The organism is Dryocola baronae (assembly GCF_051297175.1).
Lineage (GTDB): Bacteria > Pseudomonadota > Gammaproteobacteria > Enterobacterales > Enterobacteriaceae > Dryocola.
Map to the genome: position 1 here is coordinate 1,390,153 of NZ_JBINNY010000001.1, position 15,025 is coordinate 1,405,177.

12 protein-coding genes and 1 pseudogene are annotated in these 15,025 nt (G+C 48.4%); all 13 read left to right on the plus strand.

Annotated elements, in window-relative coordinates; translation table 11 throughout:
• The first annotated feature begins 3 nt into the window (after window positions 1-3).
• The 13 genes and pseudogenes from ACSPHG_RS06380 (at window position 4) to ACSPHG_RS06440 (ending at window position 14,987) form a co-directional block, all read left to right on the plus strand.
• Window positions 4-1,731: an OmpA family protein gene (locus ACSPHG_RS06380; RefSeq protein ID WP_435952658.1), complete on the plus strand. Its 1,728-nt coding sequence runs from the start codon at window positions 4-6 to the stop codon at window positions 1,729-1,731.
• A gap of 2 nt (window positions 1,732-1,733) precedes the next feature.
• Entirely contained in the window at window positions 1,734-2,225 is a 492-nt protein-coding gene (locus ACSPHG_RS06385) for an Hcp family type VI secretion system effector (protein ID WP_435952659.1), read from the plus strand.
• Between the two features lie 165 nt (window positions 2,226-2,390).
• Window positions 2,391-4,651: pseudogene (tssH, locus tag ACSPHG_RS06390) on the plus strand (type VI secretion system ATPase TssH); the annotation flags it as partial.
• A gap of 111 nt (window positions 4,652-4,762) precedes the next feature.
• The gene (locus ACSPHG_RS06395) at window positions 4,763-5,026 is read left to right on the plus strand and encodes a ClpB D2-like domain containing protein (RefSeq protein WP_435955956.1); all 264 of its coding nucleotides are present in this window, start codon (window positions 4,763-4,765) and stop codon (window positions 5,024-5,026) included.
• Between the two features lie 24 nt (window positions 5,027-5,050).
• Window positions 5,051-5,683: a hypothetical protein gene (locus tag ACSPHG_RS06400; RefSeq protein WP_435952660.1), complete on the plus strand. Its 633-nt coding sequence runs from the start codon at window positions 5,051-5,053 to the stop codon at window positions 5,681-5,683.
• Window positions 5,680-5,907: a hypothetical protein gene (locus tag ACSPHG_RS06405; protein WP_435952661.1), complete on the plus strand. Its 228-nt coding sequence runs from the start codon at window positions 5,680-5,682 to the stop codon at window positions 5,905-5,907. Before ACSPHG_RS06400 ends, ACSPHG_RS06405 begins: the two co-directional genes overlap by 4 nt.
• Before the next feature lie 328 nt (window positions 5,908-6,235).
• Window positions 6,236-8,746 (plus strand): type VI secretion system Vgr family protein, encoded by a 2,511-nt coding sequence (locus tag ACSPHG_RS06410; RefSeq protein WP_435952662.1) that lies wholly within the window; start codon window positions 6,236-6,238, stop codon window positions 8,744-8,746.
• 17 nt (window positions 8,747-8,763) lie between these two features.
• On the plus strand, window positions 8,764-10,545 hold the full coding sequence (locus tag ACSPHG_RS06415; RefSeq protein WP_435952663.1) for an ATPase: 1,782 nt from the start codon (window positions 8,764-8,766) through the stop codon (window positions 10,543-10,545).
• Between the two features lie 47 nt (window positions 10,546-10,592).
• Window positions 10,593-11,063 carry a BAR domain-containing protein gene (locus ACSPHG_RS06420; RefSeq protein ID WP_435952664.1) on the plus strand — a complete coding sequence of 157 codons (471 nt, stop codon included), beginning with the start codon at window positions 10,593-10,595 and terminating at the stop codon, window positions 11,061-11,063.
• A gap of 9 nt (window positions 11,064-11,072) precedes the next feature.
• Window positions 11,073-12,044 carry a formylglycine-generating enzyme family protein gene (locus ACSPHG_RS06425; protein WP_435952665.1) on the plus strand — a complete coding sequence of 324 codons (972 nt, stop codon included), beginning with the start codon at window positions 11,073-11,075 and terminating at the stop codon, window positions 12,042-12,044.
• Window positions 12,041-13,009 carry a formylglycine-generating enzyme family protein gene (locus ACSPHG_RS06430; RefSeq protein ID WP_435952666.1) on the plus strand — a complete coding sequence of 323 codons (969 nt, stop codon included), beginning with the start codon at window positions 12,041-12,043 and terminating at the stop codon, window positions 13,007-13,009. Before ACSPHG_RS06425 ends, ACSPHG_RS06430 begins: the two co-directional genes overlap by 4 nt.
• Window positions 13,010-13,538: 529 nt before the next feature.
• On the plus strand, window positions 13,539-13,796 hold the full coding sequence (locus ACSPHG_RS06435; RefSeq protein WP_435952667.1) for a PAAR domain-containing protein: 258 nt from the start codon (window positions 13,539-13,541) through the stop codon (window positions 13,794-13,796).
• Between the two features lie 3 nt (window positions 13,797-13,799).
• Window positions 13,800-14,987: a KPHS_23130 family T6SS system protein gene (locus ACSPHG_RS06440; RefSeq protein WP_435952668.1), complete on the plus strand. Its 1,188-nt coding sequence runs from the start codon at window positions 13,800-13,802 to the stop codon at window positions 14,985-14,987.
• Window positions 14,988-15,025: the final 38 nt, after the last annotated feature.

Here is a 15,025-nt window from a genome sequence, read left to right on the forward strand (position 1 = left end):
CAGATGCGCGGATTAACGCAGTTAATGCTGTTGCTTCTTGCCGCGGTCCTGGCGCTATGGCTGATCCTCGGCTTTTGGCCGCTGGGTAACGGCAGCCGCGTGTCGCTGAGTATGTTGGTGGTCTTCATCTGCGGGGCGGCCGGTTATCTTCTTTGGCGTCGACACCGTCGCAACAAAATTGCCCATGCCCATATTGCCGATACGCACCTGCCGCCCGAAGGCTTTCAGGGGGCCGTTGTGCTGGTTTGCGCAGACGGCGCATCGTTGTTTTCAGATGCGCTGCCTTTTCGCGAAACTCGACAGGGCTGGTATTTACCGGTTGCGCTACCGGAACAGCTCCCTCTGCTAGCTCAGCATCTGGCGAACGAACGCCCGGCGCTGGTCGCACAGATTTCCGTGCTGCTGGCGATTGTTCCGGAACAGCATCAGGACAAAGATGATTTCACCCAGCAGCTGCGTGTCTGGCACCGTTCTATCGTGCAGTGCAAAAGCTGGCTGGCAGGCATTCCTCCGGTGTGGATAAGCACCTGGCTGTCGCCGCCTTCTGATTCACAGGCGCAGACCGAACGCTGGTACACGGTCACGCCGGGTCAGCAGGGGATTCAGGTGCGGGAAGCCGGGGCAGGCATCATGCCTCTGGCGGAATGGGGCTGTGAGCCGGGGGCGGACAACGCCTGTGAGCGGCTGAGCGCCGTGTTCTGGATGGAAAGCCTGCTTGACTGGTGTGAGAGTCACGTCACCCGCGTTTTGGGCCAGCCCCAGGGTGATTTACCTGCCCTGAAGCCCTGCGTCTGGGGCAGCTGTTTCACGCCGGTCACCGGGCGTGCGGATAATCTCTGGCAGGGGCATATCGCAGGCATCACCACGCTAGTGCCCGGTACAGCTTCGACGCAGGACTGCCTGCCGCTACCGGATGTGCTACTGCCGTATTTACCTCGCCGCCACGGTGTTTCTCGCCTGATGCAGACCTGGCAGCTTGCGGGCCTGCTGTGCGGCCTGTTTTTACTGTTCGCTATGCTGGCCTCGTTCATCAATAACCAGCGGCTAATCCAGAGCGTAGGCGACCATCTGGCGCTGTACAACGGCCTGACCGGAACACCACCGGCTCCTAAGCTGCAGGCGCAAGAACATCTGCGTGCCGATGAGTGTTTGCTGGATGGCTGGCTACGTACGGGAGCGCCTATGCGCCTGTCGCTGGGGCTGTATCAGGGCATGCGTCTCATTGCTCCGGTGCAAAGTGCCATCAACGGCTGGTCGCCGCCGCCTCCACCGCCGCCGGTCATTAAAAAAATCATTCAGGGTCCGAAAACCATCCGCCTGAACAGCCTTTCTCTGTTTGATACCGGCAGGTACGAGCTGAAAAGCGGCTCAACGAAGGTGCTGATTAATGCTCTGGTCGGAATTAAGGCCAAGCCGGATTGGCTGATCGTGGTGGCTGGGCATACCGACGATACCGGTGATGACAAATCCAACCAGATTTTATCCCTCAAACGCGCTGAATCGGTACGCAATTGGATGCGCGACACCGGCGACGTGCCTGAAAGCTGTTTCGCAGTGCAGGGCTATGGCGAAAGCCGTCCTTTAAAAACAAACGACACGGAGGCAGGCCGCGCGGCCAACCGACGGGTCGAAATTAGTCTTGTGCCGCAGGCCGATGCCTGTCAGGCAAAAGACTTTACAACTGCGTCACCGGCAATGGGTGACGTTTTAACTCAAGAAATGGAGAAGTAAACATGGCAATTCCAGTTTATCTGTGGCTCAAGGACGACGGCGGCGCGGACATTAAAGGTTCCGTGGATGTGAAAGACCGTGAAGGCAGCATCGAAGTTGTGGCGCAGGAACACTGCCTGTACATCCCAACCGACAACAACACCGGCAAACTGACCGGCACCCGCGTCCACACCCCGTTCCTGTTTACTAAGGAAATCGACGCGTCCAGCCCGTACCTTTACCGTGCGGTGACCACCGGTCAGACCCTGAAGTCTGCCGAATTCAAATGGTACAAAATCAACGACGCGGGCCAGGAAGTTGAATATTTCAACGCCAAACTGGAAAACGTGAAGCTGGTTAAAGTTGCGCCGAAAATGCACGACGTAAAAGACCCGTCCTTCGAGAAGCACAACCACCTCGAAGCGATTGAGCTGCGCTACGAAAAAATCACCTGGACCTACAAAGACGGCAACATCATTCATTCCGATTCCTGGAATGAACGCGTTACCGCGTAAGACAGACCTCACGGCAGGCGGGAAACCGTCTGCTGTTTTTGTTTTTTGAGCCGCTAATAGCGGGCGGCTGAGCAAACAAAAACAGAAACGGACATCGACCTTATGGGCCTGGGTTTCCGCAAGGAAAAGGCTAAGGGCGGTAGCATACTCAAAGAGGATTGCAGCATGGAACACCAGTCAGCCGTATTACTTCGTCGCCTTAATCCCTACTGCGCAAAAGCGTTGGAAGCGGCGGCTACGCTGTGTCAGACCCGCGCGCACGCGGAAATCACCATCGAGCACTGGCTGCTGAAACTCCTCGAACTGGGCGAAGGCGACATCACCGTGCTGGCACGGCGGTATGAGTGGAGCCTCGACGATTTATGGCAGAGCCTGCTGGCGCACTTGGACGCGCTGCCGCGCTCGGTCACGACCCGTCCGCAGCTGTCTGCCGATCTCGAAGCCCTGATGAAAGGGGCATGGCTTGCGGCATCGCTACAGGACGACAACCAGACCATTCGGAGCGTGCACCTGCTGGAAGCACTGATCGGTAAACCGGCGCTGTTGCGATGCGAAGGGCTATGGCCGCTGTTTTCCCTAAGCGAAACGCAGGTTAATCGCCTCAAACCCCTGCTGGACGCGCAGTCGGACGAACGCCCGGAGCTGCAACAGCAGGCAAGCCTGAGCCAAACGCCGTCAACGCTGGGCGAAGAGATCCCCCATGGCGAAAGCGTTTCCGGGAATACCCTGAGCGATGCGCTACAGGCTGCGCTCGACAAATTCACCCTCGACGTCACCGCTAAGGCAAAAGAGGGCAAAATTGACCCGGTATTCGGGCGCGACAATGAAATTCGCCAGATGGTGGATATCCTCTCCCGTCGTCGTAAAAATAACCCGATTCTGGTCGGCGAGCCGGGCGTGGGTAAGACCGCGCTGGTGGAAGGCCTGGCGCTGCGCATCGCGGAAGGTAACGTGCCGGACAGCCTGAAAACCGTCAGCCTGCGCACCCTCGACCTCGGCCTGCTACAGGCGGGCGCGGGCGTGAAGGGCGAGTTTGAGCAGCGTCTGAAAAACGTTATTGACGCGGTGCAGCACTCGCCGAGTCCGGTGATACTCTTTATCGACGAAGCGCACACCATCATCGGTGCGGGCAACCAGGCGGGCGGCGCGGATGCGGCAAACCTGCTTAAACCCGCGCTTGCGCGTGGCGAACTCAGAACCATCGCCGCCACCACCTGGAGCGAATACAAACAGTATTTTGAACGCGACGCCGCGCTTGAGCGGCGCTTCCAGATTGTCAAAGTTGACGAGCCGGACGATGAAATGGCCTGCCTGATGTTACGCGGCCTCAAATCCCGCTACGCGCAGCACCACGGCGTACACATTACCGATGATGCGGTAAAAGCCGCCGTCAGCCTGTCCCGCCGCTACATCACCGGCCGCCAGCTTCCGGACAAGGCCGTCGACCTGCTGGATACCGCCTCGGCGCGCGTGCGCATGAGCCTCGACACCCTGCCGGAAGAGCTGACCCGCATGAAGGCGCAGATCGGCGCGTTGAAAATGGAAGAGCAGGCGCTGCTGGAAGATATTGCGCTGGGTAATGACACGCACGGCGAACGAATTGCGCAGATTGAGCAGCAGTGTAAAACGCTGGATGAACAGCTCGTCGCGCTGGAAACGCAGTACCGGGAAGAAAAAGCGCTTACGCAACAGCTGCTGGAAACCCGCCAGGACATCAGCCGCCAGGCGGAAATCAGCGACCTGCAATGCCAGCTTGAAGCGCTGCAGGGCAGCGCGCCGCTGCTGAGCCTCGATGTGGACGTCCGCACGGTAGCAACCGTCATAGCCGACTGGACCGGCGTGCCGCTTTCAAGCCTGATGAAAGACGAGCAGACCGATCTGCTGATGCTGGAACATCATCTTGCTAACCGGGTGGTCGGCCAGAATCTCGCCCTGCTGGATATGGCGCAACGCCTGCGCGCCGCGAAAACCGGCCTGACGCCGGAGAACGGCCCGCTGGGCGTGTTCCTGCTGGTCGGCCCGAGCGGCGTGGGTAAAACCGAAACCGCGCTGGCGCTCGCCGACAGCCTGTTCGGCGGCGAGAAATCTCTTATCACCATCAACCTTTCCGAATACCAGGAGGCGCACACCGTTTCCCAGCTCAAGGGTTCTCCTCCGGGCTACGTGGGTTACGGCCAGGCGGTATCCTGACCGAAGCGGTGCGCAAACGTCCGTACAGCGTGGTGTTACTGGATGAAGTAGAAAAAGCGCACCGCGATGTCATCAATCTGTTTTACCAGGTCTTTGACCGCGGCTTTATGCGCGACGGCGAAGGGCGTGAAATCGACTTCCGCAACACCGTTATCCTGATGACCGCCAACCTCGGCTCTGACCACATCATGCAGCTGCTGGACGAACAGCCGGAAGCCACCGACGGCGATTTGCAGGAGCTGCTGCGCCCGATCCTGCGCGATCATTTCCAGCCCGCATTGCTGGCGCGCTTCCAGACGCTGATCTATCGCCCGCTGAACGCGACGGCACTCAGAACCATCGTGGAAATGAAGCTTGCGCAGGTTGCGAAACGCCTGAACCGCCATTACGGCCTGCAAACTCAAATCGATGAAAGCCTCTACGACACCCTCGTCACCGCCTGCCTGCTGCCGGACACCGGCGCGCGCAATATCGACAGCCTGCTCAACCAGCAAATTCTACCGGTACTGAGCCAGCAGCTGCTGCAGCGTAAAGCCGGGCAGCAGAAGACCACGCATCTCAGTCTCGGCTGGGATGAGGAAGAGGGGATCGTGCTTGAGTTTGGTGAATAACGTTCACGTAAAGGATAACGATAAATGGACAGTGCAAAAGAAATTGCGAGAGATATGCTGGAGGCCATCAATGTTGATGGCTCCGGTTTCTTGGGAGCATTAGGTAAGGGGCTTATTTCATTTCCGGTGAATCTTGGCTACCTGGGATATGATTTTATTGATAGTGAGCATCGTAGAGAAAACTTAGATGACAAATTCAGGATTGCTCGGCTGGTTAAGACTACGACATTCAATAGTGAAATAATTGAAAGAGTCATTGGCGTGTTTATGAATGATTTTTCATCTCGTATTAATATTGCCTTAATGGCTAAAAATATAGGGGGGAGTATTGCAGGAAAAGTGATTTTTTCACAACTGACAGGCATTAAGTTAGGTTCTTTTCTCTCTGGTCGAGCTACAAGTGCATTTATTGCAGGGGTTGGAATAGGAGCATTTCTGTCAATTGGTGCTGAAGCATCAAGAGCAATATATACATCCAGATATTTGCGAGAGAGAAATCCTGGTAATTATTACAAGTTAAAAAATATGGGAGATTTAGATCTGCTTTATTTTTTTATTGAGGACACTGTTAAACCATTCGAGAAAGCATGTGATGTCGATGAGAGGAGTACGGATGAGTTTAATAAAATCTGTGAATATTTTCTTGGTGGCTTATGAATATTAAAGAAGTTGCTATTGCTGCCATTGCTAATTTGGTCTGCGCTATTGGTGGGTCGGTGGCAGTCATCGGAGCCTTTTTTTCTATATGGTTTTTTTTTGTTTCAAATAGTGTAAATAGATTTTTCTGGGGAGGGGGGGGGGTGTTGTTGGTCTTTCTTGGTTATTTACTTTATCGTGCTGCATTTCCTTATATTAGAAAGGAATGGAATAACCATTATTAATTATGGCGTCATAACTCATTCTTATTTTGAAGCTCATGGGTATAAAAGATTTTTTCCTTATTATTATCTCTCGGCTTATGGCTGGGATAGGAATGACATTAGGCACCATAAGCTTAGTTTACTAAATGTGGGGCTTCTTTTTTTCTCATAATCCATATCGCTTCCTTTAGGGAGGGGTGGGCGTTGTTTTTTATCAGCTATGGCCTTAATAAAATCGCTCTGACTTATATTTATGATGAGCGAGATCAATATCGCTAATTATTCACGCTAACAGCAAGATGTAATTATATTATTTGAATTTTCATTTAACAGGCTGGAGATATTACACGTGGAAAATATATCTGAATTGATTGGAATCACGCTTAATAGATACAGTATAAACATTCCTTCCTGTCCCTATTCTCTGGATGTGGAAAGTTTTGAAGGCATTGAACAGATAAGTGATCTCTATCATTACACTATTAAATTCACCAGTGATTATTCGGATATTACTGCTGGAATGATGTTAAATAAACCCGTCACATTAAACATGGGAGTCGGGGATTTATTTAATCCTAATGTTGGAAAAATCCTACATGGTATAGTAACGAATTTTAGACGTCTGACCAGTTCACGAGATCAGGTCAGGTATGAAATCATCATCAAGCCCTTCCTCGCGCTGCTGGGTAACCAGTTCCGCACCCACCGCTTCTTCGTCAATAAATCCGTGCCGGATGTGGTGAAACAGATTCTGGACGAGCACGGTCTGAAGGGCTGGGAATACGATTTCGCCCTCAAACAAACATACCCGAAGCGCGAGCAGATAAACCAGTATCAGGAATCAGACCTGGCGTTTATCGAGCGCCTGCTCTCGGAGGTGGGGATATTTTATTTCTTCTCCCTGCAGCCGGACACACAGACTGAGGTCGTGCACTTCGCGGATAAACAAAGCGCGTATGAATTTGGTAAAACCCTGCCGCTGAACAGCCCGTCAGGGATGAGCGACAGCGGGGCGGCGTCGGTCTGGGGCCTGAACGTGAGCCACAGCGTGGTGCAGGCCAGCGTGACGACCAGAGACTACAACCACCGTGAAGCGCAGAAAGTCCTGCAGTCGGCAAAAGCCGACATGACGCGGGGCGACGGGGAAGGCATCACCTATGGTGAGGTGTATCACTACAAGCCACGCCATCTGGACACCGGTGATAAAAGCGACCCGGCGGCGGAAACCGCCAACTTCCTGGCACGCCTCGACCATGAACGCTTTCTGTCAGAGCAGACGACCATAACCGGCATCAGCACCGACGCGGCCCTGCGTCCGGCTCAGGTGCTGACGATAACCGATTCCGGCATACCGTCGACGCTGCCGGAACTGTTATCGGCACCGGTGGTTGTGGTGCGCGCCGGCTTCAGCGCCAGCCGCAGGGACGCCCTGAAAGTCACTTTTGCCGCCGTTCCTTACAGCGAAACGCTGTGCTGGCGCCCGGCGCTGAAGCCCCGCCCGCAGGTGAGCGGCACCATGACGGCGCGCGTCACCAGTTCGAAATCAAATGATATCTACGCCTGGCAGGACGCGTCGGGGCTGTACCGGGTGAAGTTCGACGCCGACCTGGACGATAAGGACCAGGGCCAGGAGAGCATGCCGGTGCGTCTGGCCAAACCCTACGGCGGCGACGTGTACGGCTTCCACTTCCCGCTGATACAGGGCACGGAGGTGGCGATAGCCTTCCACGACGGCGACCCGGACAGGCCGTACATCGCCCATGCGCTGCACGACTCGCGCCACGTCGACCACGTGACGGAGAAAAACAGCACCCGCAACGTGATGCGCACGCCTGCGAACAACAAGTTCCGCATGGAGGACAAGCGCGGCGAGGAGCACGTCAAGCTCAGCACGGAGTACGGCGGCAAGACGCAACTGAACCTGGGGCACAACGTGGATGCGTCCGGGGCGCTGCGCGGCGAGGGCTTTGAGCTGCGGACCGATGAGTGGGGGGCAATCCGTGCCGGAAAGGGGATATTTATCAGCGCGGATGCTCAGCCAAAAGTTCAGGGCCAGTTACTGGATATGAGTGCCGCAATTGCGCAATTAACAAACTCTCTGGATTTGGTGAGCGCTCTGGCGCAAAGCGCGAAAGTTTCAGGTGCGCTTGATGCAGACACACTCTCTCAACAGCAACTTCAAAATGTGCTGACTCAATTGCAGGGGGCCGGTTTACTAGCTTCTGCCCCCGCTGGAATTGGTTTAGCCACACCGAAAAACATTCAACTCTCCGCCGGGCATACCCTTACAGCTACAGCCGGAGAAAACGTCGATATGACGATCTTCAAAAAGTTGACAGTTGCTGCAGGTGAAGCTATTAGTCTGTTTGCCCAAAAAATGGGAATGAAACTATTTGCTGCACGCGGCATGGTGGATATTCAGGCTCAGACTGATGCTATGAGGATTCAGTCAGATAAAGCAATGAATATTAATAGTGTAAGTGGTGAAATAATCCTGAATGCTAATCAGGGAATTACACTGGCCAGCAAAGGTGGGGCATATATAAAAATAAAAGATGGCTCTGTTGAAATTGGTGCTCCGGGGAAAATAAGCCTTAAAAGTAGTGATATAGAATGGGGGGGGAGTGCTTCACTAGAGGAGGCATTAAAGCCAGCGACGATGGAGGACCCCCAATACAAATATCCAATGGATGAACGTTTTCAGGTACTGGACAAGACCAGTAGTCAACCTAAGGCAAATATTCCTTATCGCATCGAAACTGCAGATGGTACAACTTTACGTGGTGCAACGGATGCGAATGGCTATACTCAGAGCCATTATGGAATTGATTCGCAATCTATTAAATTGTTCTTTGAGTGAAAAAGGATTCCTATATTATGAGTGGACAGGGAAAACACGCTGCTGAAGGGCGGTTGAATAAAAAGGATGGTAGTGCTGTTATTGCACAGCATGAGTCTTCTAATATCTATTATCGGCCTGATACAGGCCAGTTGGTGTTTATTTCTGGAAGTGTTGCCGGTGAGTTTGAAAATCACTGGAGTGACTTAATCAGCAAAATGAATGTAATGCATCAAGCTGGGATTGAATATTCAATGGCTGTAGAAAAGTACGGGACGGCATATTGTAAAGTATCGCAAGGTGCTGATGTCACAGGCCTGGAAAATGCAGCAACACTAGCACAAAATAAACTAGACGATGCAAAAAAAGAATTGCAAAAAAAATTAGGTGAATTTACACCGAAAGGATATGAACAGGTTGTAGAGCTCATTCCTATAAAAACTAAAGGAAAAGGTCGTGTGAATGGGCCGGGAAGTCGTTATGTATATGTCAAAAAAGGATATTATGATGGACTGGCGGGTGGAAAAAAACATCAAATAAATCTTAGCGCAAAAGATAGGGAGTCTGCTAAAAATAGTGTTTTTATTTATGATGAAAATGGGAATCGGAAAGGAATTGATACTACAAAACTTAAGAAACAAATATCTGATTTTAAATTGCCAGATGCAAAGTTTGAAATATTTAAGTTTGATAAGGACGATATTGGCTCTATAGATAAAACTTTAACTGGTTGGGCTGATAGTTGGAATCATAGCCTGAAAATTAATAAAGAGAACGATCCGCACATTGATATTTCTGCGGGAGCTCAATTTATGCGATTCACGGCAAATGCTGGAGCGTCTGGTGAGTGGGATGCTAAAAAAGGAAATGTAACTTTTAAGGCTGAGGGCGAAGCTACTTTAGCTCTTGCACAGGGATGTGCAAACGTGACCTATTACAGACCAGATCGAGTGGGATGGCCGTTAATATACAAACCAGATGACACTGCTCAAACTATTAATATGGGAATGCTGCGGGTATATTTTCAAGCTGAACTCATTGGATTTGCAGGTGCTTCTGCACAAATTGAAGACCAGTTACAAGTCGTAACCTATAATGCTAAAGATGTGGCAACAATGGCTATGCACCCAGTACAAACGGTACTTGGGAAGAGGGAGAAAGACAAATCAAAAAAATTACCTATTTTCAGCCAGCGTCGAAATTTAGGAGCTCTATTCCACAAAAAAATGGATGAGCAAGAACAAGGAATAACTATTAGTAACGAAGTGTTTGGTGGAGCCAAAGCAGAGCTCACTTTAAAGGGGGGAGTACAGTGGTTACAACCTCAGGCAGCTACAGAATACCAAGGGAAAACAGGAGAAGAGGCCAGGGCTGTATCAAAATTCGTAGATTTTTGTTCTATAGGTGTAAAAATATCAGGCTTGGCAGGACTCGGGGCTGGTTTTACTTTTTACTGTACTTTTCTCAATGGAAAGTTTTGTTTCAAAATTGCAGCAAGCTTGTGCTGCGGATTAGGAGCAAAAGGTGCATTTTTATGTGAAGTTGGTTATGAAAAATTAAAAACATTTGGCACTTGGCTGGCACATCAGCTATATGCAAATAATTATTCTCACCTGGATTTAATTTCTACGATGGCGTTTAATGCTTTCAGTAGAATATGCGTAATATTACTTACAGATATGAAAGGGGATGTTGAGGAAATACTTAAAAGTGCTAATTCGCAGGTGTCTAAAATATATAGATTGTATGATGAACTTGTTTCTACTGTTGAAGCTGGAATGGATGCATCAAAAAAAAGAAATGAACTAGCAAAAAAATAATTTCTGACCCTAATGCTTTGTTGATATTTACACCCGAAGCCAAAGGGATGTTACTGTATTTATTAACCAGGCATGGTGTTTGGGACCATTTTGACTGGCAAAATCGCGGTAACATCTTAATTCCAGATATTTATCATGATCGTAAGCGAGCGATAATGCATGTTATCTATAGTATTCAAACTAAAAGAGAATTGGACATGATTATGTTACATCGTACATCGGATGGCTCAGACTTATCAGAAAAATCGTCATTTAGGAAAGATGAAATCATTTCTAATCAAATAAAGGAATTGACCATGTTTTTACAAGAAGGATTAAATTATGACGATGAGATGAAATTTAATATTGATGTTCTTGAGTTAACTCAAACATCTGAAAGATTACGTGATATACCGGCCCGTGGATATGCACTAACTATGAATAATACATATGCTTATAAATTAGCTCAAATAGATAACCCACATTATCCGCAGTCGGGTGTGTTTGGTCCATTAGGTAATAGTAATGTTGTAGCGTAAGGAATCAAAATGAAGATAATGATAGAGAAAATTTTATTATCACTGGCAACCCCTTTTTTTGTGGTAAGCTGTAATGGTGAAAAATCAAATGATAATAAATCTAATCCAGATGAACTGGCCATGTTCATCAGTCAAATAAAGAGTGATCTTGTCTTTGTACCGGGTGGGGAATTTATGATGGGGGACTTTGGTGAGAAAGAGTTTGGTAGCCAAATAGATCCTAATCCAGACAGTAAACCGTTACACAAAGTAGTGCTCACCAGCTTTAATATCAGTAAATTCAAAATAACTAATGAAAAATATCATTTTTATTTGAATTACAATCATCTACCTGGCAGAGAGGTTAAGAAATCATTAGAAAGAATGTGGGGTGATATGAATAAGACACCAAAATCCCCAGCCAATTTAGACTGGAATGAAGCATATAGCTATTGCACCTGGTTATCAAAAATGACCCAGTTACCTTTCCATTTGCCGACGGAAGCTCAGTGGGAATATGCAGCCAGAAGCCGTGGCTCGTTTGCTATTCAAGCGACTAATGATGGTAAAATTGATATTAGATATCTTGGCGATGGAAAAGATATAGGGATTAACATTCCAACGGATTATGATCGTCACAAGTTTTCTCTAGAGAACGGTACACATCTTGATATAATTTCTAGTATGCCCGTAGATGCTTACCCACCTAATTCTTTGGGCGTTTTTGATATGACCGCGAATGGTTTTGAATGGGTGAATGACTGGTACGACCCAGACTATTATCAGAAGTCACCACAAGATAATCCAACGGGCCCTGTCAGCCCAATATTTAAGGATGAATATGGACAGTACGCAAAAGTTGTACGATCCTTAGACCAAATTAATGGGATATCCGGTAGTGTTGTAGAACGGAGATATAATGATCCGGCATTAACACATGATGATTTTCCTGGGGGTTATACCGCACGCTGCGTTGTAAATACCCCAGAGCCGATAAAATGAAGCAAAACATTTATCGATACACCATTATTCTGTCTTTAGCTATCGGTGGTTGTGATAATCAAACTAATGCCATAAAACATTTTCCTCAGGAGCAGGCCGAGCTAAGTCAGTATTTAACGCGCGTTACAAATGATCTGGTATACGTCAAAGGTGGCACATTTTGGATGGGAGATTTTTGTAAAAAAATGCGTGATGGTGGCTCCTGGTGTTCATCAGAAAAAGATACTAAGCCACTTCATGAAGTGGAACTCAGTAATTTTTCCATCAGCAAATATAAGGTCACACATGAGGATTATAATTTTTATCTTAAAATGGCTGGATTGCCAGTTCAGCATTATAAGGAAAAATATGAAGACGAAATGATGGCCGTTATGACACATTTCAATAATAGCCCTGCAGTAGTCACCTGGACAGAAGCGAATAATTATTGTTCTTGGTTGAGAGAAGAAACAGGGTTATCTTTTTCACTTCCAACAGAAGCACAATGGGAGTATGCAGCACGTAGCAGAGGTCAGTATATTTTGGCGGCCACTGATAGTGGAGTTTGGAGGGAAAATGAAAAAAATGGACAGGGTGAAAATTATGCTACTGATGAAGATCGTATTATTGTTGAGAATAGCACTGGATTAAATGATTCATTAGTTCATTTTCCTGTCAATAAATATCCTCCATCTTCTCTTGGGCTGTACGGCATGGCAGATAATGGCTATGAGTGGGTTAAAGACTGGTACGACCCAGATTATTACAAAAATTCCCCTAAACAAGATCCTCAGGGACCTGAAAAACCAGTCATCAAAGATGAAGATACTGGACAATATAGGAAAGTATTAAGAGGGGGGGAGGCACCGGGCCCAGGGTCTGAGGTAGGATTAACATTTTATCGAGCATATAGAATTAAAGATAATCCTTATCCTGCTGGAACAACGCTTCGCTGTGTTGTCAATTCTCAAGCTCCAGTCAAATAAGATTTTTTTAGATGGTGCTCGTTAAATTATTTATATTTCCTTAAGCGCTAACTCAACCAGGTAGTGTATAAAAAATACTAGCAATAGTGAAAGCACACCCCGAAATTTTCTTAGCCATTGTGCTGGCTATTTTGATTGTTTCCATTTCATTTGTGTGTTTTTTTATTTATAACGCCTATCAGTATTCGACTGTTTATCAGCATGCTGAGGGTGAAATAGTTGAGCGGCACTATTATTGCCATGGAGGGGTGATTAATAATTTATCCAAATGCAATCCCTCGGTAAATTTCCAGTGGTGGAGTATTATGATACATCAGGTAAATTTCATAGATTCACCTCTAACTTTTCGACGATATTCACAAAATTAAATATGAGTGGAAAGGTAACCTCTCTATATCATGAGGATAATGAGAATGTCTTTGATATTTTTACCGGTTCGCCCTTTCTGCTGTGTTTGTTTTTTTGTCAGGTTTCTGTATATGGCTGATTGTAACAACTACCGTACTTTCATTGGTTAGGGGAAATCATAGTGTTGGGGATAATAAGAGTTGGCGATAAAACCACCCATGGGGGAGCGGTCCTTGAGGGCAGCAGTGGGCTTATATTCATGGGTAAAGAGGTCGCGTGTATTCTGGACAAAGTATCATGCCCTGCACACGGGCCGACGTTCATAGCTGAAGGGGATGTGGGCTCAAAATACAATGGACGTCCTGTTGCCTTACATGGTCACCGCTGTGGCTGTGGTTGCACATTGGTCACCTCATTGCCTAATGCGGGGAAAGGTTAATTTATGCCGGTCGAAATAAGAAAATTACCTAAAACAGAAGACCTACCTGTCACTCCGGTAAAGATGCGTTGGTTTATTTTTATCATTGTATGTATTTTCACAGGCTTTCTACTTACGCTCTATTTCTGGCCTAAGGATATGTCCACCCACACATTCTGGTTTTGGATGTGTGCTCTACTCATTCCGACCGGGGTTGGAGTTATCAGCTATGGGATCAGATTGCGACATTATGAGCAACAGTGGCAGCGTGTATCTTACTGGAACCAGTTACACCACGAAAAACAAGCCGATATGGTGGCGCTGGGGCAGCAGGCTCTTGGTTTATTAGGAATGGCTTATATCACTCCAGCAGCCAATAACAAACTCGCCGCTGCGCTGTTACAGGGAGCTGCGCCATTACAGACGAGGTATTCGCTGGAGAGTGATTCTGTTTTAACAATGGCGCAGTTGCAGCCGCCTGCGGTTATTTTCACTGACACTGAATACATCGCCCGGTTAGAGCATTACCTTGAGCTGACGTTGCTTATGCTTGAACCTGAGCTTGAAAAATATGCGACGAATAAGTCCGTCATTGTCCGCATTCGCCATGATGAAACGCTGGATGACGCTCAGTTTTTGAGTATCTGGCAGCGCATTTTTCCTGAACGCTATTCTATAGCGCAGATTACTTTCGGTCATCAGGATAATGGCCTGATGTGGCTTGACACCTGGCTGGATGAGCAAAGCTCAGCACTGCTCCTTTCCCTTGAGGTGAATTTGTTCACGGAAGGGCGTAATTATGAAGCTGAGTCTGTGTCTGCCCTGTTACTGGCTTCACCGACATGGTTAGCCTCGCAGGATGAAAATCCTGTTGCCTGGATACATCGTCCGGTGACTGTGAATACCGCTAAAGAAGCGCTGGAAGACGTCGTTCGCTGGGGAAAAATTTTTGTCGGAGACGCCTATTTTATCTGGCGAAGTCAGTTGGCTACCGCACCTCAGACTGACATGCTTCAGGCAATGGATGCTATGGGTTATCCCTTCGATAAAGATCAAGAACATCAAATAGACAGTTCATTCGGCAAACCTGCTGTAGCTATCGGAAATATTGCCCTGATTTGTGCCTGTGATCATGTAATCAGCACTCAACAACCGCAGTGGCTTATGTTGCAGGATAAAACCCCTCAATGGGCGATTGTTCGCCCGGCGTAATTCCGCAGTAAAGGAACAACAGAAGTGACTAAGAAGAA